Origin of the sequence: Thermocrispum sp., assembly GCF_002919275.1 — a bacterium.
In the GTDB taxonomy this organism is placed as follows: Bacteria; Actinomycetota; Actinomycetes; order Mycobacteriales; family Pseudonocardiaceae; genus Thermocrispum; species Thermocrispum agreste.
The window spans coordinates 37,855-57,652 of the sequence record NZ_PKFA01000067.1 but is presented as its reverse complement, the minus strand read 5'-3'; the positions used below and the strand labels follow the sequence as shown (position 1 = coordinate 57,652).

General features: G+C 70.6%; 20 protein-coding genes. 15 read left to right on the top strand and 5 right to left on the bottom strand.

The genetic code is table 11. The features are described 5' to 3' along the window. Positions 1–53 precede the first annotated feature (53 nt). From rpoZ to metK, 3 genes are all read left to right on the top strand, one after another. A complete protein-coding gene (gene rpoZ, locus CXP56_RS17900; RefSeq protein WP_028846165.1) occupies positions 54–329 on the top strand; it encodes a DNA-directed RNA polymerase subunit omega in 276 nt (91 codons plus the stop codon). A gap of 27 nt (positions 330–356) precedes the next feature. Then, positions 357–1,580, top strand: a complete 1,224-nt coding sequence (gene coaBC / locus CXP56_RS17895) for a bifunctional phosphopantothenoylcysteine decarboxylase/phosphopantothenate--cysteine ligase CoaBC (RefSeq protein WP_028846164.1) — start codon at positions 357–359, stop codon at positions 1,578–1,580. A gap of 108 nt (positions 1,581–1,688) precedes the next feature. Continuing rightward, positions 1,689–2,897, top strand: a complete 1,209-nt coding sequence (metK, locus tag CXP56_RS17890) for a methionine adenosyltransferase (RefSeq protein WP_028846163.1) — start codon at positions 1,689–1,691, stop codon at positions 2,895–2,897. 20 nt (positions 2,898–2,917) lie between these two features. On the opposite strand, the gene CXP56_RS17885 is transcribed toward metK, so the two are convergent. After that, positions 2,918–3,541 carry a PadR family transcriptional regulator gene (locus CXP56_RS17885; protein ID WP_028846162.1) on the bottom strand — a complete coding sequence of 208 codons (624 nt, stop codon included), beginning with the start codon at positions 3,539–3,541 and terminating at the stop codon, positions 2,918–2,920. 54 nt (positions 3,542–3,595) lie between these two features. Here CXP56_RS17885 and CXP56_RS17880 point away from each other — a divergent pair, with 54 nt between their 5' ends. From CXP56_RS17880 to CXP56_RS17840, 9 genes are all read left to right on the top strand, one after another. Next, on the top strand, positions 3,596–4,789 hold the full coding sequence (locus CXP56_RS17880) for an FAD-dependent oxidoreductase (protein WP_028846161.1): 1,194 nt from the start codon (positions 3,596–3,598) through the stop codon (positions 4,787–4,789). A gap of 114 nt (positions 4,790–4,903) precedes the next feature. Next, on the top strand, positions 4,904–6,889 hold the full coding sequence (locus tag CXP56_RS17875) for a primosomal protein N' (RefSeq protein ID WP_286902041.1): 1,986 nt from the start codon (positions 4,904–4,906) through the stop codon (positions 6,887–6,889). A 73-nt stretch (positions 6,890–6,962) separates the two neighbouring features. Then, positions 6,963–7,895 carry a methionyl-tRNA formyltransferase gene (fmt, locus tag CXP56_RS17870; RefSeq protein WP_028846159.1) on the top strand — a complete coding sequence of 311 codons (933 nt, stop codon included), beginning with the start codon at positions 6,963–6,965 and terminating at the stop codon, positions 7,893–7,895. Positions 7,896–8,038: 143 nt separating this feature from the next. Next, a complete protein-coding gene (locus tag CXP56_RS17865) occupies positions 8,039–9,379 on the top strand; it encodes an RsmB/NOP family class I SAM-dependent RNA methyltransferase (protein WP_286902132.1) in 1,341 nt (446 codons plus the stop codon). 108 nt (positions 9,380–9,487) lie between these two features. Next, entirely contained in the window at positions 9,488–10,150 is a 663-nt protein-coding gene (rpe, locus tag CXP56_RS17860; RefSeq protein WP_028846157.1) for a ribulose-phosphate 3-epimerase, read from the top strand. A 29-nt stretch (positions 10,151–10,179) separates the two neighbouring features. Then, positions 10,180–10,794, top strand: a complete 615-nt coding sequence (locus CXP56_RS17855) for a riboflavin synthase (RefSeq protein WP_028846156.1) — start codon at positions 10,180–10,182, stop codon at positions 10,792–10,794. Between the two features lie 35 nt (positions 10,795–10,829). Then, on the top strand, positions 10,830–12,152 hold the full coding sequence (locus CXP56_RS17850) for a bifunctional 3,4-dihydroxy-2-butanone-4-phosphate synthase/GTP cyclohydrolase II (protein ID WP_028846155.1): 1,323 nt from the start codon (positions 10,830–10,832) through the stop codon (positions 12,150–12,152). Next, positions 12,149–12,655: a 6,7-dimethyl-8-ribityllumazine synthase gene (ribH, locus tag CXP56_RS17845; RefSeq protein ID WP_028846154.1), complete on the top strand. Its 507-nt coding sequence runs from the start codon at positions 12,149–12,151 to the stop codon at positions 12,653–12,655. The genes CXP56_RS17850 and ribH overlap by 4 nt, the downstream gene beginning before the upstream one ends. Beyond that, positions 12,652–13,125, top strand: a complete 474-nt coding sequence (locus CXP56_RS17840; protein WP_051309462.1) for a PH domain-containing protein — start codon at positions 12,652–12,654, stop codon at positions 13,123–13,125. The genes ribH and CXP56_RS17840 overlap by 4 nt, the downstream gene beginning before the upstream one ends. On the opposite strand, the gene CXP56_RS17835 is transcribed toward CXP56_RS17840, so the two are convergent. From CXP56_RS17835 to CXP56_RS17825, 3 genes are read right to left on the bottom strand one after another with little or no spacing between them, the layout of a single operon-like run. Then, complete coding sequence (locus CXP56_RS17835; protein WP_028846152.1) at positions 13,126–13,935, bottom strand: exodeoxyribonuclease III; 810 nt, start codon at positions 13,933–13,935, stop codon at positions 13,126–13,128. It abuts the gene before it with no gap. Between the two features lie 58 nt (positions 13,936–13,993). Next, entirely contained in the window at positions 13,994–14,209 is a 216-nt protein-coding gene (locus CXP56_RS17830) for a hypothetical protein (RefSeq protein ID WP_028846151.1), read from the bottom strand. Continuing rightward, positions 14,206–14,595 (bottom strand): hypothetical protein, encoded by a 390-nt coding sequence (locus CXP56_RS17825; RefSeq protein ID WP_245566512.1) that lies wholly within the window; start codon positions 14,593–14,595, stop codon positions 14,206–14,208. The genes CXP56_RS17830 and CXP56_RS17825 overlap by 4 nt, the downstream gene beginning before the upstream one ends. A gap of 138 nt (positions 14,596–14,733) precedes the next feature. Between CXP56_RS17825 and CXP56_RS17820 the strand changes: the two genes are divergently transcribed. Together CXP56_RS17820 and CXP56_RS17815 are read left to right on the top strand one after the other, a co-directional pair. Continuing rightward, the gene (locus CXP56_RS17820) at positions 14,734–15,975 is read left to right on the top strand and encodes a helix-turn-helix domain-containing protein (protein ID WP_084608767.1); all 1,242 of its coding nucleotides are present in this window, start codon (positions 14,734–14,736) and stop codon (positions 15,973–15,975) included. Then, entirely contained in the window at positions 15,972–16,535 is a 564-nt protein-coding gene (locus CXP56_RS17815) for a GNAT family N-acetyltransferase (RefSeq protein WP_038044224.1), read from the top strand. Before CXP56_RS17820 ends, CXP56_RS17815 begins: the two co-directional genes overlap by 4 nt. Positions 16,536–16,571: 36 nt before the next feature. Here the strand turns inward: CXP56_RS17815 and CXP56_RS17810 are convergent, their stop codons facing one another. Continuing rightward, entirely contained in the window at positions 16,572–17,336 is a 765-nt protein-coding gene (locus CXP56_RS17810; protein ID WP_028846149.1) for a maleylpyruvate isomerase family mycothiol-dependent enzyme, read from the bottom strand. Between the two features lie 476 nt (positions 17,337–17,812). Here CXP56_RS17810 and uvrC point away from each other — a divergent pair, with 476 nt between their 5' ends. Beyond that, a complete protein-coding gene (gene uvrC, locus CXP56_RS17805; RefSeq protein WP_028846148.1) occupies positions 17,813–19,759 on the top strand; it encodes an excinuclease ABC subunit UvrC in 1,947 nt (648 codons plus the stop codon). Positions 19,760–19,798: the final 39 nt, after the last annotated feature.

Genomic DNA, 19,798 nt, shown 5'->3' with positions numbered 1-19,798 from the left:
TGTCCGGGCGCATGTCCGATTCGCCGGCCGGTACAGGCAAGGAGACGAAGCGAGTGACCACCACCACGCAGGAAACGACGGGCGAGAAGCTCGAGGGCATCATCAACCCGCCGATCGACGACCTGCTGGAGAAGGTCAGCTCGAAGTACGCCCTGGTCATCTACGCGGCCAAGCGGGCGCGGCAGATCAACGACTACTACGCCCAACTCGGCGAGGGCCTGCTGGAGTACGTCGGTCCGCTGGTCGAGCCGGGCCCGCGGGAGAAGCCGCTGTCGATCGCGCTGCGGGAGATCCACGCCGGTCTGCTCGAGCACACCGAGGGCGAGTAACGGCCCCGCCGCACGAAAGGTCCGGCGATGACCGACCGGAAGCCGAGCGTCGTGCTCGGCGTGGGCGGCGGGATTGCCGCCTACAAGGTGTGCGAGGTGCTGCGCGGGCTCACCGAGTCGGGCCACCGCGTGCGGGTCGTGCCGACCGCGGCCGCGTTGCGGTTCGTCGGCGCCGCCACGTGGGAGGCGCTGTCCGGTCAGCCGGTGCACACCGACGTGTTCTCCAACGTCCCCTCGGTCGAGCACGTGCGCATCGGCCAGGAGGCCGACCTGGTGCTGGTCGCGCCCGCGACGGCGGATCTGCTGGCCAAGGCCGCGCACGGCGTGGCGGACGACCTGCTCACCGGCACGCTGCTGACCGCGCGGTGTCCCACGATCTTCTTCCCCGCGATGCACACCGAGATGTGGGAGCATCCGGCGACCCAGGAGAACGTGGCGACGCTGCGGCGGCGCGGGGTGGTCGTCCCGGACCCGGACACCGGCAGGCTCACCGGTCCCGACACCGGCAAGGGCCGCCTGGCCCATCCGGCGGAGATCGTGGATCTGGCCAAGCTGCTGCTGGCCGACGCGGATGCGCTGCGCCGCGATCTCGAAGGGCTGTCCGTGGTCGTCTCGGCCGGGGGCACCAGGGAGCCGCTGGACCCGGTGCGCTACCTGGGCAATCGTTCGTCCGGCAAACAGGGCTACGCGCTGGCGCGGGTGGCGGCCGCGCGCGGCGCGAAGGTCACGCTGGTGGCCGGTCACACCGTGACGTTGCCCACGCCTGCCGGGGTCGATCTGGTCTCGGTGTCGACGGCGCTGGAGATGCGCGAGGCGATGCTGGAAGCGGCGAAAGAGGCCGACGTGGTGGTGATGGCCGCCGCGGTGGCCGACTTCCGTCCCGCCAGGTTCACCCAGCACAAGATCAAGAAGACCGGCGACCGGCCGGCGCCGATCGAGCTGGAGACCAATCCGGACGTGCTGGCCGAGCTGGTCGCGCAGCGCAGACCGGAACAGGTCATCGTCGGCTTCGCGGCCGAGACCGGGGACGAGAGCGCCGACGTGCTGGAACACGCTCGCGCCAAACTGCGCCGCAAGGGAAGCGACCTGCTGGTGGTCAACGCCGTCGGCGACGGGCAGGCGTTCGAGGTCGAGCACAACGCCGGGTGGCTGCTGGCGGCGAACGGGACTGAAACACCTATCCCGTTCGGATCGAAATCGCAACTGGCGGCCGCAGTGTGGGACGCGGTAGCCGCCGTCGCCGGCGCTTGAGTGGATAGTGACCGGTGGGTACCGGGTATTCAGGCGTTCCGAAGTAGGCTTTGTGGCAAGCCGTGCGCGCCGATCGCAGCGGCCGCATCACAACGGAAGGTAAGTGTCGTGACCGGATCGCAGAACAGGCTGTTCACCTCGGAATCGGTGACGGAAGGGCATCCGGACAAGATCTGTGATGCCATCAGTGACGCGATCCTGGACGCGCTGCTGGAGAAGGACCCGCGGTCCCGCGTGGCGGTGGAGACGCTGATCACCACCGGCCAGGTGCACGTCGCGGGCGAGGTGACCACCGAGGCCTACGCCGACATCCCGACGATCGTGCGGGACACCATCCTCGACATCGGCTACGACTCGTCGGCGAAGGGCTTCGACGGCAATTCGTGCGGTGTGAACGTCGCGATCGGTTCGCAGTCGCCGGACATCGCCCAGGGTGTCGACGAGGCGTACGAGGCGCGCGTCGGCGCCGACGCCCGCGGCGACGAGCTGGACCGGCAGGGCGCCGGGGACCAAGGCTTGATGTTCGGCTACGCGTGCAGCGACACCCCGGAGCTCATGCCGCTGCCGATCGCGCTGGCCCACCGGCTGGCCCGGCGGCTGGCGACGGTGCGCAAGACCGGCGTGCTGCCGTACTTGCGTCCGGACGGCAAGACCCAGGTGACGATCGAGTACGCGGGGGACCAGGCCGTGCGCCTGGACACCGTGGTGGTGTCCACCCAGCACGCCGAGGGCATCGACCTGGACAAGATGCTCGGCGTCGACGTGCGCGAGCACGTGATCGGCCCGGAGATCGAGGACCTGCCGATCGACACCTCCGACTTCCGGCTGCTGGTCAACCCGACCGGCCGGTTCGTCATCGGCGGCCCGATGGGCGACGCAGGCCTGACCGGCCGCAAGATCATCGTGGACACCTACGGAGGCATGGCCCGCCACGGCGGCGGCGCATTCTCCGGCAAGGACCCGTCGAAGGTGGACCGTTCGGCCGCGTACGCCATGCGCTGGGTGGCCAAGAACGTGGTGGCCGCGGGCCTGGCCGGCCGGATCGAGGTGCAAGTGGCCTACGCGATCGGGAAGGCGGCACCGGTCGGGTTGTTCGTGGAGACGTTCGGCACCGAGACGGTCGACCCGGCCAAGATCCAGCAGGCCATCACCGAGGTGTTCGACCTGCGGCCGGGCGCCATCATCCGCGACCTCGACCTGTTGCGGCCGATCTACACCCCGACCGCCGCGTACGGCCACTTCGGCCGCACCGACCTCGATCTGCCGTGGGAGCGGACCGACCGGGTGGACGAGCTGAAGGCGGCCGCCGGGGCCTGACCGGCGTCCGCGGGCCGGGATCATCCCGCGCGGTGCTCCTGCCCTTCCATCCTGGCGGCGATCTCCCTGATCCACTCTTCGGACCAGGTCAGCTCGCCGGACCGGAGAGCGTCGACGACTCCCTCGACCCATCGCAGTTCCGCGCGCTTGATGGTCAGGGTGTATTCGTCGTCGAGCGTGAACAGGCGCGGCAGGTCACCCACCGCGGCGAGTTCGGCGCTCCGCTCGTCGATCTCCGCCTTGAGCTTTTCCGCCCTGGCCGTCAGCTGAGCGAGCACGTCGTCCGGGCTGAGCACCATCAGTGACGCCAGCGCCGCCGGGAACTCCGGGAACTCGCGCGCCACGTCCGACAGCATGGCCCGGGTCCACCGGCGCAGCGTGTCGCGACCGGCGTCGGTGAGTTCGTACACCGTGCGCTCCGGGCGGCGTTCGTCCTGCTCCGTCTCGCGAATCGTGATCAGTCCTGCCCGGTGCAGCCGGTCGATCGTTTGGTAGACGCTGTTGCGCGCCGCGACGTTGGCGATCCGGTCCTTGCCGCGTGCCTTGATCATCTCCCGCATCCGGTACGGGTGCATCGGCTCCTCCGCCAGCAGCGAGAGCAGCACCAGGGCGAGGGGAGAACGACGGTCGGTGTTGCTGGCCACGTCATCACCCTATATGGGAATGACATGAATAGTCATGCTATGTATAGTCATAACATGACTAAAGTCAAAGTCACGAACGTGATGATCGTCGGCGGCGGGGTGGCCGGGCCGGCGACGGCCATGGCGCTGCAACAGGCCGGGATCGACGCGACCGTCTACGAGGCTTACGACCGCACGGCGGACGGCGTCGGCGCGTTCTTGACGCTGGCCGTCAACGGCATGGACGTCCTGCGCACCCTCGGCATCTCGGACCAGGTCCGTCGGCGCGGCTTCGACACGCCGAAGATGGTGATGGAGATGGACGACAAGCGGCTCGCCGAGTTCCGGTTCGGCGACCCGCTCCCGGACGGCACCGTGAACCAGACGATCACCCGTGCCGACCTCTACACGGTCCTGCGCGACGAAGCGGTGCGTCGCGGCATCCGGATCGAGTACGGCAAGCGGCTGGTCGGCGCCGAGCCGTCCGGCGCCGGTGTGGTGGCAAGGTTCGAGGACGGCAGCACCGCCGAGGGGGATGCGCTCGTCGGGGCGGACGGGCTCCGGTCGGCCACCAGGCGCATTATCGACCCGGAGGCGCCCGAGCCGCGGTACGTGCCGCTGCTGAACGCCGGCGGCTACGCGCGTGGCGTGGACGTGCCCGGCGAGCCCGGTGTGATGCACATGTTCTTCGGGCGACGGTGCTTCTTCAGCTACGTCAAGCGCCCGGACGGCGAGATCTGGTGGTTCGCCAACCCGCCGCAGAAGCGCGAGCTGTCCCAGAAGGAGGTCGCCGCGATCACTCCGGAGCAGTGGCGGGCACGGCTGCACGAGCTGTTCGCCGACGACAAGTTCCCGGCGCTGCGTGTCATCGACGCCACCGACCACATCTTCTCCGGCTGGAACACCTATGACTTCCCGCGGGTGCCCACCTGGCACCGGGATGGGATGGTCATCGTCGGTGACGCGGCGCACGCCACGTCACCGGCATCCGGCCAGGGAGCCTCGATGGCCCTGGAGGACGCCCTCACGCTCGCCAAGTGCCTGCGCGACTTGCCGGTGGGCCAGGCCCTCGCCGCGTACGAGGGCCTGCGGCGCAAGCGGGTGGAGCGCATCGTCGCCATGGGCAAGCGCAACGGTGACGGGAAAGCGGCAGGCCCGATCGGCCGCCTGCTGCTGCCGCTGTTCATGAAGTTCGCCGCCAAGGCCGCAGCCAAGCAGGACTGGGTGTACGGCTACCGCATCGACTGGGAACAGCCGGTCGCCGCGTAGCCGGACCGGGTGCTGGTCGCAAGGGGGTCGGGCTGTGGCGGTGACCAGGGGGCACGGTCACAGCCCGTCGACCGGTGCCGTTCGTCGTCGCCTGCAGCGATTACCGTGATCGGCGTGACCGAGCGCCGTCCCGCCGACCAGCTTCCGATCGCCCGGGTGCTGGTCGACGTGCCTCTGCCGCACCTGGATCGGCCGTTCGACTACCGGGTGCGGCAGGAGCACGCAGGCGACGCCGCGCCGGGCTGCCGGGTGAAGGTGCGTTTCGCCGGGCAGCTGGTGCAGGGCTACGTGCTCGACCGGGTCGAGACCACCGACCATCCCGGCCGGCTGGCCTACCTCGAGCGCGTGGTCTCGCCGGAGCCGGTGCTGTCACCGGATCTGGCCTCGATGGCCCGCGCGGTGGCCGATCGCTACGCGGGCACGATGGCCGACGTGCTGCGCCTGGCGGTGCCGCCACGCCATGCCCGGGTGGAGGCCGAGCCGTCCGAGCCGGGACAGCGGCCGCCCGCGCGCGGCGTGCCCGCCGAATGGCGGCGCTACGAGCGCGGAGCCGCCCTGGTCAAGGCGCTGGCTTCCGGGGTGAAGGCGCGCGCGGTGTGGCAGGCGCTGCCGGGCGAGGACTGGCCGCGCCGCCTGGCCGAACTGGCCGCAACGGTGTCGGCGGCGGGACGGTCGGCTCTGCTCGTCGTCCCGGATCATCGGGACCTCGCCCGCCTGCACGCCGCGTGCCTGGATCTGATGCCCGAGGACGGCGTCGTGGCGCTGTCGGCCGACCTCGGTCCCGCCCGGCGGTATCGGCGATGGCTTCGCGCCCGCCGCGGGGCCGCGCACGTGGTCGTGGGGACCCGGGCCGCGATGTTCGCTCCACTGCATCAGCCCGGGCTGTTCGTGGTGTGGGACGACGGCGACGATCTGCACGCCGAACCTCGCGCCCCGTATCCCCATGTGCGTGACGTGCTGGTGCTCCGCGCGCACCAGACCGGGGCGAGCTTCGTGGCCGGCGGGTTCGCCCGGACCGCGGAAGCGCAGCTGCTGGTGGACAGTGGCTGGGCGCACGAGGTCGTCGCATCGCGTGAGGTGGTGCGTGCCCACGCACCACGGGTGTCCGGGACCGGCGACGACTTCGAGCTGGCCCGGGATCCGGCCGCGCGCACCGCACGGCTGCCCGCCGTGGCTTTCGAAGCCGCTCGCGCGGCGCTCGACGCAGGGGCACCGGTGCTGGTGCAGGTTCCCCGGCGCGGCTACGTCCCGGCTCTGGCATGCGGTCACTGCCGCACGCCGGCGCGCTGCCGCCGATGCGCGGGGCCGCTGAGCCTGCCCGCCGGGTCCTCGGACGAGGCCCGCCCGCCGTCGTGCCGCTGGTGCGGGGCGCCGGAGCCGGGATTCCGTTGTGCCGCGTGCGGATCGGCGCGGTTGCGAGCCCAGGTCGTCGGAGCAGGACGCACGGCCGAGGAGCTTGGGCGCGCCTTCCCGGGCACGACGGTCCGCACGTCAGGGGGAGACGAGGTGCTGGCGTCGGTACCGCCCGGGCCTCAGCTCGTGGTGGCGACCCCAGGCGCCGAACCCGTCGTCGAAGGGGGCTACGGTGCGGCGCTGCTGCTCGACGGCTGGGCGCTGCTCGGCCGCCCCGATCTCCGCGCGGCGGAGGAGACCTTGCGCAGGTGGATGGCCGCCGCGGCCATGGTCCGTCCCGCCGAGCAGGGCGGACGAGTGATCGTGGGCGCCGACAGCGCCTTGCGCACCGTGCAGGCGTTGATCCGCTGGGACCCGGCAGGGCACGCGCAACGAGAACTGGCCGAGCGCGCCGAGCTCGGCTTCCCGCCTGCGCGGCGGATGGCGTCGGTGCAGGGGACGCCACACGCGGTGGCGCGTGTCGTGGACGAGGTGCAGCTGCCGCCCTCGGCCGAGGTCCTCGGCCCGGTCCCCGTCCAGGTGCCACGCGCAGCCGGGAACGAAGAGCACGAGCGCGTGCTGATCCGGGTGCCACGCAGCGACGGCAAGGCGCTCGCGGCCGCGCTCGCCCGCCTCCAGGCGCAACGCACCGCCCGCAAGGAACCGGACGCCGTGCGGATCCAGCTCGACCCCCTGGAGGTGATCTGAGCATGCACCATCCCGCCGAGCCGCCGTGCGATGCACGTCACCTCGCCGTGCGCCCCGTAGACTTCGGCGCACTATGCGTGTGGTGTTCGCCGGTACTCCCGAGGTTGCGGTTCCCTCACTCAAGCTGCTGATCGAATCGCCGCGGCACGAGGTGGTCGCGGTGCTCGCGCGCCCGGATGCGCCCGCCGGTCGTGGGCGCAAGGTGCAACGGTCACCGGTCGGCAGGCTCGCCGACGAGCACGGCATCGACGTGCTCACCCCGGCCAGCCCGAACGACGCCGGATTCCTCGACCGGCTGCGCGCGCTGGCGCCGGACATCTGTCCGGTCGTCGCCTACGGCGGGCTGCTCGGTTCCGAGGCGCTGGAGATCCCCAAGCACGGCTGGGTCAACCTGCACTTCTCGTTGCTGCCCGCATGGCGGGGTGCCGCCCCGGTGCAGGCGGCCATCCGGGCAGGCGACGAGATCACCGGCGCGTCGGTGTTCCGGATCGTGCGCGAGCTGGACGCCGGACCGGTGTACGGGGTGGTGACCGAAGCGGTGCGCCCGGACGACACCGCGGGTTCGTTGCTGGGCAGGTTGGCCGAGGCCGGGGCGGAGTTGCTGCTGCGGACGCTGGACGGCATCGAGGACGGCGTGCTGCGGGCCGAGCCTCAGCCTGCGGACGGGGTGAGCTACGCGCCCAAGGTGACGGTGGCGGACGCCAAGATCGACTTCTCCGCCCCCGCGGTGGCGATCGAACGGCTCATCCGGGCCATGACACCGGAACCGGGGGCGTGGGCCGAGTTCCGCGGGCAACGGCTGAAGATCGCCCCGGTGCGCCTGGTGGACCAGCCGGAGCAGCCGTTGCAGCCGGGGGAGGTGCGGGTGGAGCGCAAGCGCGTGCTGGTCGGCACGACCACGGCCGCGCTGTGCTTGAGTGAGGTGCAGGCGCAAGGCCGCAAGCGGATGGCGGCCACCGACTGGGCGCGTGGCGCGCGCATCGAGCCGGGAGAGCGGTTGACATGAACGCACAGCAAGGTGGATCGGAGCGGCCCAAGCGCCGGTCCGGCCACCCCGGCGGCAGGCATCAGGACCGGAAGCAGCGGCCGGGCAGGCCGGATCGCCGCAGGCCCGCGCCGCGCCGGGCGAACCCGCCCCGGCTGAGCGCCGTGGATCCGGCTCGCCAGGCGGCCTACGACGTGCTGCGCGCGATCCGCGAGCGGGACGCCTACGCGAACCTGGTGCTGCCGAAGATGCTGCGTGAGCGCCGGATCACCGGCCGCGATGCCGCGCTGGCGACCGAGCTCGCCTACGGTGCGGCCCGGACGCGCGGGCTGTTGGACGCGGTCATCGACGCGTGCGTGGACCGCGACATCGCCAAGGTCGACGGTGCGGTGCTGGACGTGCTGCGGCTGGGCACCTACCAGCTGCTGCGCACCCGGGTTCCGGAACACGCGGGCGTGACAGCGACGGTGGACCTGGCGCGGGAGGTCGTCGGCTCGTACGTCACGGGCTTCGTCAACGCCGTGCTGCGCAAGATCGCCGAGCACGACGAAGCGTCCTGGATCGACCGGCTCGCGCCGCCGGCCGACGAGGATCCGATCGGTCACCACGCGCTGCGCACGGCGCATCCGCGCTGGATCGCCCGGGCGTTCGCGGAAGCGCTCGGCGACAAGGGGGCCGAGCTGGCCGCCGCGCTGGAGGCCGACGACGAGCGACCCGAGGTGCATCTGGTGGCCAGGCCGGGGGAGATCAGCGCGGCCGAGCTGGCGGCGATCACCGGTGGGGACGTCGCCCCCTACTCGCCCTACGGCGTGCGGCTGGCCGCGGGCGCCGGAGACCCGGCCGAGCTGGAGCCGGTCAAGGAAGGGCTCGCGGCGGTGCAGGACGAAGGCAGCCAGCTCTGCGCGCTCGCCCTGGCTTCGGCCCCGGTGACGGGATCCGACGAGCGGTGGCTCGACCTGTGCGCCGGTCCCGGTGGCAAAGCGGCGCTGCTCGGCGCGCTGGCCGCCACCACGGGAGCGACCCTGGACGCGGTGGAGCGAGCCCCGCACCGGGCCAAGCTGGTGGAGCGGGCCACCGCAGGGCTGCCGGTGCGGGTGCACGTGGCCGACGGCAGGACGAGCGGCCTCGAGCCGGGCTTCGACCGGGTGCTGGTCGATGCGCCGTGCACCGGGCTCGGTGCGCTGCGCAGGCGGCCCGAGGCGCGGTGGCGGCGGCAACCGAGCGACGTTCCGGATCTGGTCACCCTGCAGACCGAGCTGCTGAGCGCGGCCGTGCAGCTGGCTCGGCCCGGCGGGATCGTCGGCTACGTGGTGTGCTCGCCGCACCTGGCCGAGACCGAGGGCGTGGCCGGCGAGGTGGCCCGCCGCACCGGTGCCGAAGTGCTCGACGCCAGGGAGTACTTCCCCGGGGTCGACCGGCTGGGCGACGGCCCGTACGTGCAGCTGTGGCCGCATCGGCACGGCACCGATGCGATGTTCTGCGCACTGCTGCGGAAGAAGCGGTGAGGGCTCGGGGTGCAGGCAAGTGACGAAGGAGACGACGTGACGGGTGCGACGCGGGAAACCGCTGGTAACTCGGCAGTAACTAGAATCCGGAACGTGAGCAGACGTCCGATGATCGCGCCCAGCATCCTGTCCGCCGACTTCGCGCGGCTCGGCGACGAGATCCGCGCCGTGTCCGGTGAGGGCGATGAGCGGGCGGACTGGGTGCACGTGGACGTGATGGACGGTCACTTCGTCCCGAACCTGACGCTCGGCCTGCCGGTGGTGCAGTCGCTGATCGCGGTGAGCGAGGTCCCCATCGACTGCCACCTGATGATCGAGGACCCGGACCGGTGGGCGCCGGCATACGCCGAGGCGGGTGCGCACAACGTCACGGTGCATGCCGAGGCGGCGACCGACCCGGTCATGATCGCCAAGAACCTGCGTGCGGCGGGCGCGAAGGCCGGTTTGTCCATCAAGCCGCAGACGGCGCTGGACGACTTCGTCGACGTGTTGAAGCACTACGACACGCTGTTGATCATGTCGGTGGAGCCGGGCTTCGGCGGCCAGGCGTTCATCCCGCACGTGCTGGAGAAGGTGCGTGCGGCGCGCAACCTGGTGGACACCGGCCACCTGCGCTTGCTGGTGGAGATCGACGGCGGCATCAACGCCGACACCATCGAGCAGGCCGCCGAGGCGGGTGTGGACTGCTTCGTGGCGGGCACCGCGGTCTACGGCGCCGACGATCCGGGCAAGGCCATCGCGGCGTTGCGGCGCAAGGCCGCCGAGGTCTGACGGGCCCAGGGCAGAGAAAGGAAGATGCCGTGTTCACCGGACTGGTCGAGGAGGTCGGCGAGATCGTCGGCATCGACGAGGTGCCGAACGCAGCACGACTGACGATCACCGGTCCGACGGTGACCACTGACGCCGGACACGGCGATTCGATCGCGGTCAACGGCGTGTGCCTGACGGTGGTGGACGTCGCGGGGACGTCGTTCACCGTGGACGTGGTGCACGAGACGCTGGAGCGCACCAACCTGGCGAAGGCCCGGGTCGGCGACCGGGTGAACCTGGAGCGCGCGGCGGCGGTGGGGGACCGACTGGGCGGGCACATCGTGCAAGGACACGTCGACGGTGTCGGCACGTTCGTCGACCGCGACCCGTCCGGCGTGACCCGGTTCACCTTGCCCGCCGGGCTGCACCGGTATGTGGTGGAGAAGGGCTCCATCGCCGTCGACGGGGTGTCGCTGACCGTGGTCTCGGTGACCGATCCCGGCGAGGGCGGTGAGCCTGCCGAGTTCAGCGTGGCGTTGATCCCGACCACCTTGGAGATGACCATCCTTGGCGGTCTGGTGCCCGGTGATCCGGTGAACATCGAAGTCGACGTGCTGGCGAAGTACGTCGAGAGGCTGATCGGACGGGCGGGTGATGTGCAGTGACCGGCGCACAGGGTGCTGAGGTCCACGGGCAGGCCGTGGACGGCAAGCCGGCGGAGGAACGTTTCGCGGCGATCGAGCGGGCCATCGCGGACGTCGCCGCGGGCAAGCCCGTGATCGTCGTCGACGACGAGGACCGGGAGAACGAGGGCGATCTGATCTTCGCGGCCGAGAAGGCCACACCCGAACTGCTGGCCTTCATGGTCCGGTACACCTCCGGCTACATCTGCGTGGCGCTGACCGAGGCGGACGCCGACCGGCTCAACCTGCCGCCGATGTACTACCAGAACCAGGACAAGCGCGGCACCGCCTACACCGTGACCGTGGACGCGCGGGAGGGCGTGACCACCGGTATCTCCGCGGCCGACCGGGCGCACACCATCCGCCTGCTGGCCGACCCGGATGCCACCGCCGACGACTTCAACCGCCCCGGTCACGTGGTTCCGCTGCGCGCCAAGGAGGGGGGCGTGCTGCGCCGCCCCGGCCACACCGAGGCATCGGTCGACCTGGCCCGCCTTGCCGGCCTGCGCCCCGCGGGCGTGCTGTGCGAGGTCGTCTCGCAGAAGAACGAAGGCGACATGGCGCGCTACGACGAGCTGCGCGTGTTCGCCGAAGAGCATCACCTGACGTTGATCACCATCGCCGACTTGATCGCCTACCGGCGGCGGACGGAGAAGCAGGTGGCCAAGGCGGCGGAGGCTCGGATCCCGCTGCAGTGCGGCACGTTCCGTGCCATCGGCTACGAAAGCCTGCTGGACGGCAACGAGCACGTGGCGTTCGTCTACGGCGACATCGGTGACGGGGAGAACGTGCTGGTCCGAGTGCACTCGGAGTGTCTGACCGGGGACGTGTTCGGTTCCCTGCGCTGCGACTGCGGCCCGCAACTGAGGGCGTCGCTGAAGGCCGTCGCCGACGAGGGCCGCGGTGTCGTGCTGTACATCCGCGGACACGAGGGCAGAGGCATCGGGCTGCTGCACAAGTTGCAGGCCTATCAGCTGCAGGACCTCGGCGCGGACACCGTCGACGCCAATTTGCAGCTCGGGGTGCCCGCCGACGCGCGGGACTACGGCACCGGCGCGCAGATCCTGGCCGACCTGGGCATCAAGTCGATGCGGCTGCTGACCAACAACCCGGCCAAGCGGGTGGGCCTGGAAGGATACGGGCTGCGGGTGGTCGGCCGGGTGCCGCTCCCGGTCTCGGTGAACCCGGAGAACCTGCGGTATCTGAAGACCAAGCGGGACCGGATGGGCCACGACCTGGCCGAGCTGGACGAGCTCGACGGGGTCGACCCGCGGTGGCTGGATCTGGGGGTGGACGTGGACACCCCGAACGGTTCGCAGGACGGAGGCGTGCGGGCATGAGCGGCGAGGGGCGCCCCGAGGTGCGCCTGGACCCGGAGAGCTGCCGGAACCTGAAACTGGCCGTGGTCGCCACCCGCTGGCACAAGAAGATCACCGACAGCCTGGTGGAGCGGGCGCTGGCGGCTGCCGAGGATGCCGGGCTGACGGAGAAGCCGACCGTGGTGCGGATCGCCGGGGCGATCGAACTCCCGGTGATGGCGCAGGCGCTGGCGCGCAACCACGATGCGGTCGTTGCGCTCGGGGTGGTGATCCGTGGCGGCACGCCGCATTTCGAGTACGTGTGCGACGCGGTGACCGCCGGCCTGACCCGGGTGGCGTTGGACGAATCGACGCCGGTCGCCAACGGGGTGCTGACCTGCGACACCGAGGAGCAGGCGTTGGACCGAGCGGGGCTTCCCGGGTCCGCCGAGGACAAGGGCTACGAGGCGGCGGTCGCCGCGCTGGACACCGCACACCAGTTGCGCGCGGTGCGGCAGCCGTGGACGGAGCGAGGGTTCGCGTGAGTGCAGTGACCGGCGAGCGTCAGGCGGGCAAGCAGGTGGTGTTCCGGCCGCGTCGCGCGGCGTGGATCTCGGGTGCGTGCGCCGCCGTGATCGTCGCGGTGTTCACCGTGGTCGCGGTGCTGTTGCGGGAGTCGAACACCGGCGTGGTGTTCCGCACCTCCGACCAGGTCGCGATGGTCGTGCTCGGGCTGCTGATCGCCGGCGGCATCATGCTGTGGGCGTCGCCACGGGTGGTCGCCGACGCCGAAGGTGTCGAGGTGCGCAACGTGCTGGTCAAGCGGCGGTTCGCGTGGTCGGACGTGCTCGCGATCAGCTTCCCGGACGGTGCGTCGTTCGCGCGGCTGGAGCTGCCGTACGACGAGTACTACGCGATGCTGGCCATCCAGGCCGTGGACCGGGAGCACGCGGTGCATGCCGTGCGTACTTTGCGCAAGCTGCATCGTGCCGCCCGGTCGGCCAAGGGCGAGTAGTCAGCTCGGGAACGCGAGGTCGACCACGACCGGTGCATGGTCGGACGGCGGGCCCGCGGGGCTGTCCTTGCGCGCGTTGCGATCGACGTAGGCGTCCTGCACGGCTTCGGTGAATGCCGGGTTGCCCAAGATCAGGTCGATCCGCATGCCGTTGTCCTTGGCGAACGCCAGTTGGCGGTAGTCCCAGTAGGTGTAGGGGCGGTCGCCTTTCAAGGCGCGGGGCACGATGTCGGTCAGGCCCGACGATCGCAATGCGGCGAGTGCCTGCCGTTCCGGCTCGGTGACGTGGGTCGAATCGGCGAAATCCGCGATGTCGTAGACGTCGTCGTCGGTCGGCGCGACGTTGAAGTCGCCGAGAAGCGCCAGTGGCTGGTCGCCGTTCTCGGCGGTGACCGTGTGTTGCAGGGCGGCCAGCCACTCGAGCTTGTACCGGAAATGCGGATGGCCGGGCGCGCGCCCGTTAGGCGCGTACAGTGACCACACCCGGACGCCGTTGCAGGTGGCGCCGATCGCGCGGCGTTCCCGTGCCCCGAACAGCGCCCCTTCGTCGACGAATTCCGGTTCGTCGGCCAAGCCCCGGGTGACGTCGCCGAGGCCGGCCCGGGAGAGGATGGCCACGCCGTTCCACCGTCCCGCGCAGTAGGTGGCTGCCCCGTAGCCGAGTTCGCCGATCGCGTCGTAGGGGAAGGCGGCGTCGGAGCATTTGAGTTCTTGCAGGCAGAGCACGTCGGGTTCGGCGGCTCCGAGCCAGTCGAGCAGCCGGGGGAGCCGGGCGGTGATCGAGTTGACGTTCCAGGTGGCGATCCGCACGCGCCGAGCTTGGCACACCCGGCGGCCGTCATCGAGCCACACGCCGGCGATGGGCCGGTCAGCCGGACGGCGTGTCCCCGGTGCCGAGGCGTTCGGCCCGTGCGATCACCGTCTCGCCGATGCGCCGGATGAGCTCACCGAGTCGGCGCAGCAGGTCGGGCTCCAGTTCCGGGTCGGTGAGCTCACCGATGAGCAGGCCGAGGGTGCGCACGATGCCAGGCTCGGTCTCCGCGATGCGGGCGAACAAGATGGCGTCGCGTTCGATGTCGTTCATCGGCTGTACTTGTCCAGCTCGCTGTGCGCCCATCGTTGGCCGAAGTCCGCCAATACGCGTGGAGACCAGTTGCCGCTGATGGTGATGCCGTCGCGCAGGCGCATGTACTTGCCGATCCGTCCGTGGCCGACGTCGACCTGGGTCGTCCCCTCGGGCCAGCGGAACACGTACGCGGCGCACATGTAGCAGAGGACGCGTTGGCCATCCTCTGTCAGCACGAGGGGGCCGTCGCTTTCGTAGGGCGCGCGATAGATCGTCGCTTTCCGGCCGTCGGCGTGGGTGAAGGTCTCTGCCCGCACACCGGGTGGGAGATGGGTCAGTGGCACGTCGATCACCTGAACAGCAACACAGTCGGTCACGGATCTGTGTGGCGTGATCTGCAGCACACGTCTTCATGGAACGGCGCACTGGGTGATGTTCGAAAGGCGGTGCGGGCCGGAACGAACACGAACGAACACGAAGAGTGCGTGTTCGGCTACGCTGAAACCGCACGTCATGCGCTGGGGGAGGGCGCGAAGTGAACGATGTGGATCTCGGCAGGCAGCTGGCGAAGCGCCGGAAAGCGGCGGGGATTGACGCAAGAACGGCTGGCCGAGGCGACGGGTTGTTCACGTTCGCGGATCGCGGCGATCGAGAACGGGCGGGCGACACCGGATGAGCGCTTTTGGCGGCTTGCCGACGAGGCGACGGGTGCGCATGGTGCTCTGTACGGGGCGTACCTGGTGTGTGTGCCTCGATCGGGGTGCCAGGGGGAGGCGGACCGAGACGACATGGATCGCCGCACACTCCTTGGGTTGGCCGCGGCTGCGCCGTTGCTTGGCTCGCTGGAGCAGGTCCGGCGCACGTTCGATCACGCATTGCCGCTCGTCCCCAGCGAGTTGGACACAGACGAGTGGGAACGGGTTGCCGCGGACTATGCCGTGCGCGTGCTGGTGGAACCCCCGGAACGGCTGTTCGCCGGCTTGGCCGCGGATCTGAATGACTTGCGGGCTCGGATGGCCGAGTCGTCAGGCACGGTCCGTACCGACCTGACGCATGCGTTCGCGCAGCTGGCAGCGCTGTGTGCCATCGCTCTCGTGCAGGTGCATGAGACGGACGCGGCGAACCGCTGGCGGCGGACTGCGTCGCGGGCAGCGGCGGCGACCGGTGATCGGGAACTGGCTGGGCTGATCGCAGGACGGCAGGCCGTTTTCTCGCTGTACTCGTCGTCGCCGGCAACCGTCCTCGCTTTGGCTGACCGTGCGGTGGCTGTGTCGCCGCCCGACGGTGTGGGCCGGATCTCCGGGCTGGCAGCGCGAGCGCAAGTCCACGCTCGCACGGGGAACGACGGCGCGGCGCTGACGGCGCTCCGTGAGGTGACGGAGATGTTCCCGGATCTGCCCGCCAGCACGGCGCCGTATGGCGTGTGGTCGTGGCCAGAACAGCGTTTGCGGTTCGTTGCCTCGGAAGTTCATTCCCACGCGGGCCGTACCCGTGAGGCGTTTGCAGAGCAAGAGGCGGCTTTGCGGCTGTACCCGTCGTCATCGTGGGGTGGCCCGGCTCAGCTCCACGCCCATCGTGCGACCGCCTTGATCAAGGCCGGGGACTTGACCGCTGGCACCGAACATCTCGCCGGTACGCTGGCCGAACTGAAGCCATGGCAGCGGCGGGACGCACTGGTCCACCGCTCGGCGGCCGCTGCTCTGGCGTGCGTCCCACCCAAGCAGCGAGGGCTTCCGTCGGTGCGGCGGGTGCGAGCTCTGCTGGCCGAGGAGAGGCAAGCGTGAACCTCACCTTCAGGCACTACGACCACGAGACCGCCCCGGCCACGGTGGACGACGTGATCGTGCCGCTGTACCTGGCGACGCATCCCCAGGCCGCGACGGATCCGTTCTATTCCGTCGAGCGGTTCACCGAGCGCGTCGAGGGATACATGCGCTCGCCGGGATTCGGCATGTGCGCGGCCTTCGACGAGGACAAACCCGTCGGGCTGGCCTTCGGTTACGCGCTGCCGGAGAACGCGCGGTGGTGGCGCTCGCTCCAGCCTCATGATCCGGAGCTGACGATCGAGACCGGCACGCGCACGTTCGCCATCAACGAGATCATGACGCACCCGGATCACCAGCGCAGGCATGTCGCGCGCGACACCCATCGCGAGTTGCTGGCCACCCGCCGGGAGGAACGCGCCACGCTGCTCGTCGACGAGGCCAACACTCCGGCCGTGACCGCCTACCGGCGCTGGGGCTATCGCAAGGTCGGCACCATCAAGCCGTTCCCCGACTCGCCCACCTTCGCGGCGATGATCCTCCCGCTGCCGCCCGGGGGTCACGAGTCGTTCGACGGGTGATCACGGCGCCGGTTCGCTCGGCGGTGGCAGCCTGCGTCAATTCCACGTGACCTGCACGGATGCCGACCAGCTACGCAGCAGCTGTTCGTCGCCGGAGGTCTCCACGGAGGACAGGGGCGCCCGGTTCCACAACGCCAGGTACAACCGCTCCGCAGGGCCGCGCACGAACGCATCCGCCTCGCCCGGGTCGAGCACCGGTTCGCAGACGACGGGCTCGGTGCTGATGCTCAACCGCCACGCCAGCGGCCGGTCGGTGGTCTGCACGACCATGGTCTTCGGCTCGTCGCTGCGCAGCTTGTGGCGCCGCCGGGGCAGGAACCCGATCAGCAGCTCGTTGAGGCCGTCCAGTGCGACGTCCGGGTCGATCGGCGTGATCGATCCGCCCGCCTGCTCGGCGTCCACCCGGTGCACGATCGTCTCGTGCGTCTGTCGGCGCACCCAGAACGACAGCGGCGTCGAGGCGGGCAGGAAATGCCAGACGTCCAGGTCCTCCGGCGCTGCCTCCAGCGTGCGCACCAGCTCGGCGTGCCCTTCGCGGAACCAGGTGAGCAGCTTGTCGTCGGCGGGCCGGTACTCGGCGTCCTTGAGCGGGTCGCCGCCGATCACGCGCTGGTGCTTGTCCCCGGTCTTGCCGACGATGCTTGCCGCCCACCGGTGCACACTCCCGGTGTGGAACAGCAGATCCCGGACCGTCCACCCTGGGCAGCTCGGAACCGAGGCGGACAGCCCGGCTTCCTCGGCGGCCTCGGCCATGCGTTCGCCCGCCGCCCGGAGCGCGGGAAGAAGCTGAGAGGTCTGCACGTCTGCGAGCATGCCACGAATGCCGATGCGACGGCACGGACGAACCCCTGAGGATGCCAGGCCCGATCGGCTGACCGGCGGTCGTCGTCCGGCCTGGGTTGGGCCGCCGGACGCGGACCCGGCGCGGGCATCGTGGCCTGGGATCGGGCACGGCCCGCCCGGGACGGGGATTCCGTGACCCGGGCGCCGAGCGGTCTCTGCCGAGGCCGGTTTGCCCTCATGCCGCGGAGCGGAACGTGGCCGCACGCCGGACCCGGCGCGGCTTCATGCCACCGGGCGTCGCAACGGCTGCGTGCCCAGGCCTTGTCCGGCATTGGATCAGGGCGGCGCAGACCCGGGTCCGCTGCGGGAACCGGGTCTTCCGCTCGCCGGGGGCGGGGAATCGCGTTGTCGCCGGGCCGGACGGGGCACGCGCCGATCGCGTCAGGTCGGCCGGTCGTCCGATCGATGTCCGCCGACGGTCGTAGGCTGGAGGCGTGCCCCGAGTCGACTACCGCCCGTCCCCGGGCACGATCCCCGATGCCCCAGGTGTCTACAAGTTCCGGGACGCCAACAACCGGGTCATCTACGTCGGCAAGGCCAAGAGCCTGCGCAGCAGGTTGAGTTCCTACTTCGCCGACCCGGCCCAGCTGCACCCGCGTACCCGGCAGATGGTCACCAGCGCAGCGGGCGTCGAGTGGACCGTGGTCTCCACCGAGGTCGAGGCGCTGCAGCTGGAATACAACTGGATCAAGGAGTTCGACCCGCGGTTCAACGTCCGCTACCGAGACGACAAGTCGTACCCGGTGCTGGCGGTGACGTTGAACGAGGAGTACCCGCGGCCGCACGTCTATCGCGGCCCGCGGCGCAAAGGGGTGCGCTACTTCGGCCCGTACGCGCATGCCTGGGCCATCCGCGAGACGCTCGATCTGCTCCTGCGCGTGTTCCCGGCGCGGACATGCTCCAACGGCGTGTTTCGGCGGCATCAGCAGATCGGCCGCCCGTGCCTGCTCGGCTACATCGACAAATGCTCCGCGCCGTGCGTCGGCCGCGTCTCGGCCGAAGAGCACCGGCAGATCGTCGAGGACCTGTGCGAGTTCCTGGCCGGCCGCACCGACGCGATGCAGCGCCGCCTCGAGCGGGAGATGAACGAGGCGGCCGAGGCATTGGAGTTCGAGCGCGCCGCCCGGCTGCGGGACGATCTGAGCGCGCTGCGCCGGGCGAACGAGAAGCAGGCGGTGGTTTTCGGGGACGGCACGGACGCGGACGTCATCGCTTTCGCCCACGACGAGCTGGAAGCCGCGGTGCAGGTCTTCCACGTACGGGGCGGCCGGGTGCGCGGCCAACGCGGCTGGGTGGTCGACATCGACGAGATCCCCGGCGACACCGAGCAGGTGCAAGCCCGGTTGACCAGCCAGTTCCTGGCGCAGTTCTACGGCGAGGAAGCCGACGTCGCCGAGCGCACCGCCGACGTCGGTTCGCCGGTGCCCAAGCAGGTGCTGGTCCCCGCGATCCCGGAGGACGTCGAGGCGCTGCAGGAGTGGCTGTCCTCCTTGCGCGGATCGAAGGTCACGATCCGCGTTCCGCAGCGCGGTGACAAGCGGGCGCTGGCCGAGACGGTGGAGCGCAACGCCAAGGAAGCCCTCACCCAGCACAAGCTGCGCCGCGCCGGAGACCTGACGGCCCGCTCGGCCGCCCTGAACGAGCTGCAGGAAGCCCTCGGGCTGGACACCGCGCCGCTGCGCATCGAGTGTGTCGACGTCAGCCACATCCAGGGCACCGACGTGGTGGCGTCGCTGGTGGTGTTCGAGGACGCTTTGCCGCGCAAGTCCGAGTACCGCCGCTTCGCCATCCGGGAGGCGGCCGACAAGGGTGACGTCGCCGCCATCGCGGAGGTGGTGCGGCGCCGGTTCGCCCGCTACAAGGCCGAAACCGAAGGCGACGACGCCGAGCGCCCCGGCATCGACCCGGAGACCGGCAAGCCGAAGAAGTTCTCCTACCCGCCGAACCTGCTGGTGGTCGACGGTGCGGGACCCCAGGCGACGGCGGCCGCCGAGGTGCTGTCCGACATGGGCATCACCGACGTGGCGGTGATCGGGCTGGCCAAGCGGCTGGAGGAAGTCTGGCAGCCCGCCGAGCCGTATCCGGTGATCCTGCCCAGGTCGTCCGAGGCGCTGTACCTGCTGCAGCGGGTGCGTGACGAGGCGCATCGCTTCGCCATCAGCTACCACCGGGACAAGCGGGCCCGGCGCGTGCGAGCATCGGTGTTGGATGCGGTGCCCGGCCTCGGCCAGGCGCGCAAGCAAGCCTTGATCAAGCACTTCGGGTCGGTCAAACGGTTGAAGCAGGCTTCGGCGGAGGAGATCGCCCAGGTGAAGGGCTTCGGCAAGACCACGGCGGAGAAGATCTACGCCGCACTGCACGACGAACAGGGGACGACATGAGTCAGCCGCAGGATGAGCGGTCCGCCCGCAGCGCGTCCG

What these genes read in the sequence shown, in the direction of transcription:
- coaBC (WP_028846164.1), top strand. Translation starts at nt 357, where the DNA reads ATGACCGACCGGAAGCCGAGCGTCGTGCTCGGCGTGGGCGGCGGGATT.
- CXP56_RS17880 (WP_028846161.1), top strand. Translation starts at nt 3,596, where the DNA reads ATGACTAAAGTCAAAGTCACGAACGTGATGATCGTCGGCGGCGGGGTG.
- fmt (WP_028846159.1), top strand. Translation starts at nt 6,963, where the DNA reads ATGCGTGTGGTGTTCGCCGGTACTCCCGAGGTTGCGGTTCCCTCACTC.
- rpe (WP_028846157.1), top strand. Translation starts at nt 9,488, where the DNA reads ATGATCGCGCCCAGCATCCTGTCCGCCGACTTCGCGCGGCTCGGCGAC.
- ribH (WP_028846154.1), top strand. Translation starts at nt 12,149, where the DNA reads ATGAGCGGCGAGGGGCGCCCCGAGGTGCGCCTGGACCCGGAGAGCTGC.
- CXP56_RS17830 (WP_028846151.1), bottom strand. Translation starts at nt 14,209, where the DNA reads ATGAACGACATCGAACGCGACGCCATCTTGTTCGCCCGCATCGCGGAG.
- CXP56_RS17820 (WP_084608767.1), top strand. Translation starts at nt 14,734, where the DNA reads ATGTGGATCTCGGCAGGCAGCTGGCGAAGCGCCGGAAAGCGGCGGGGA.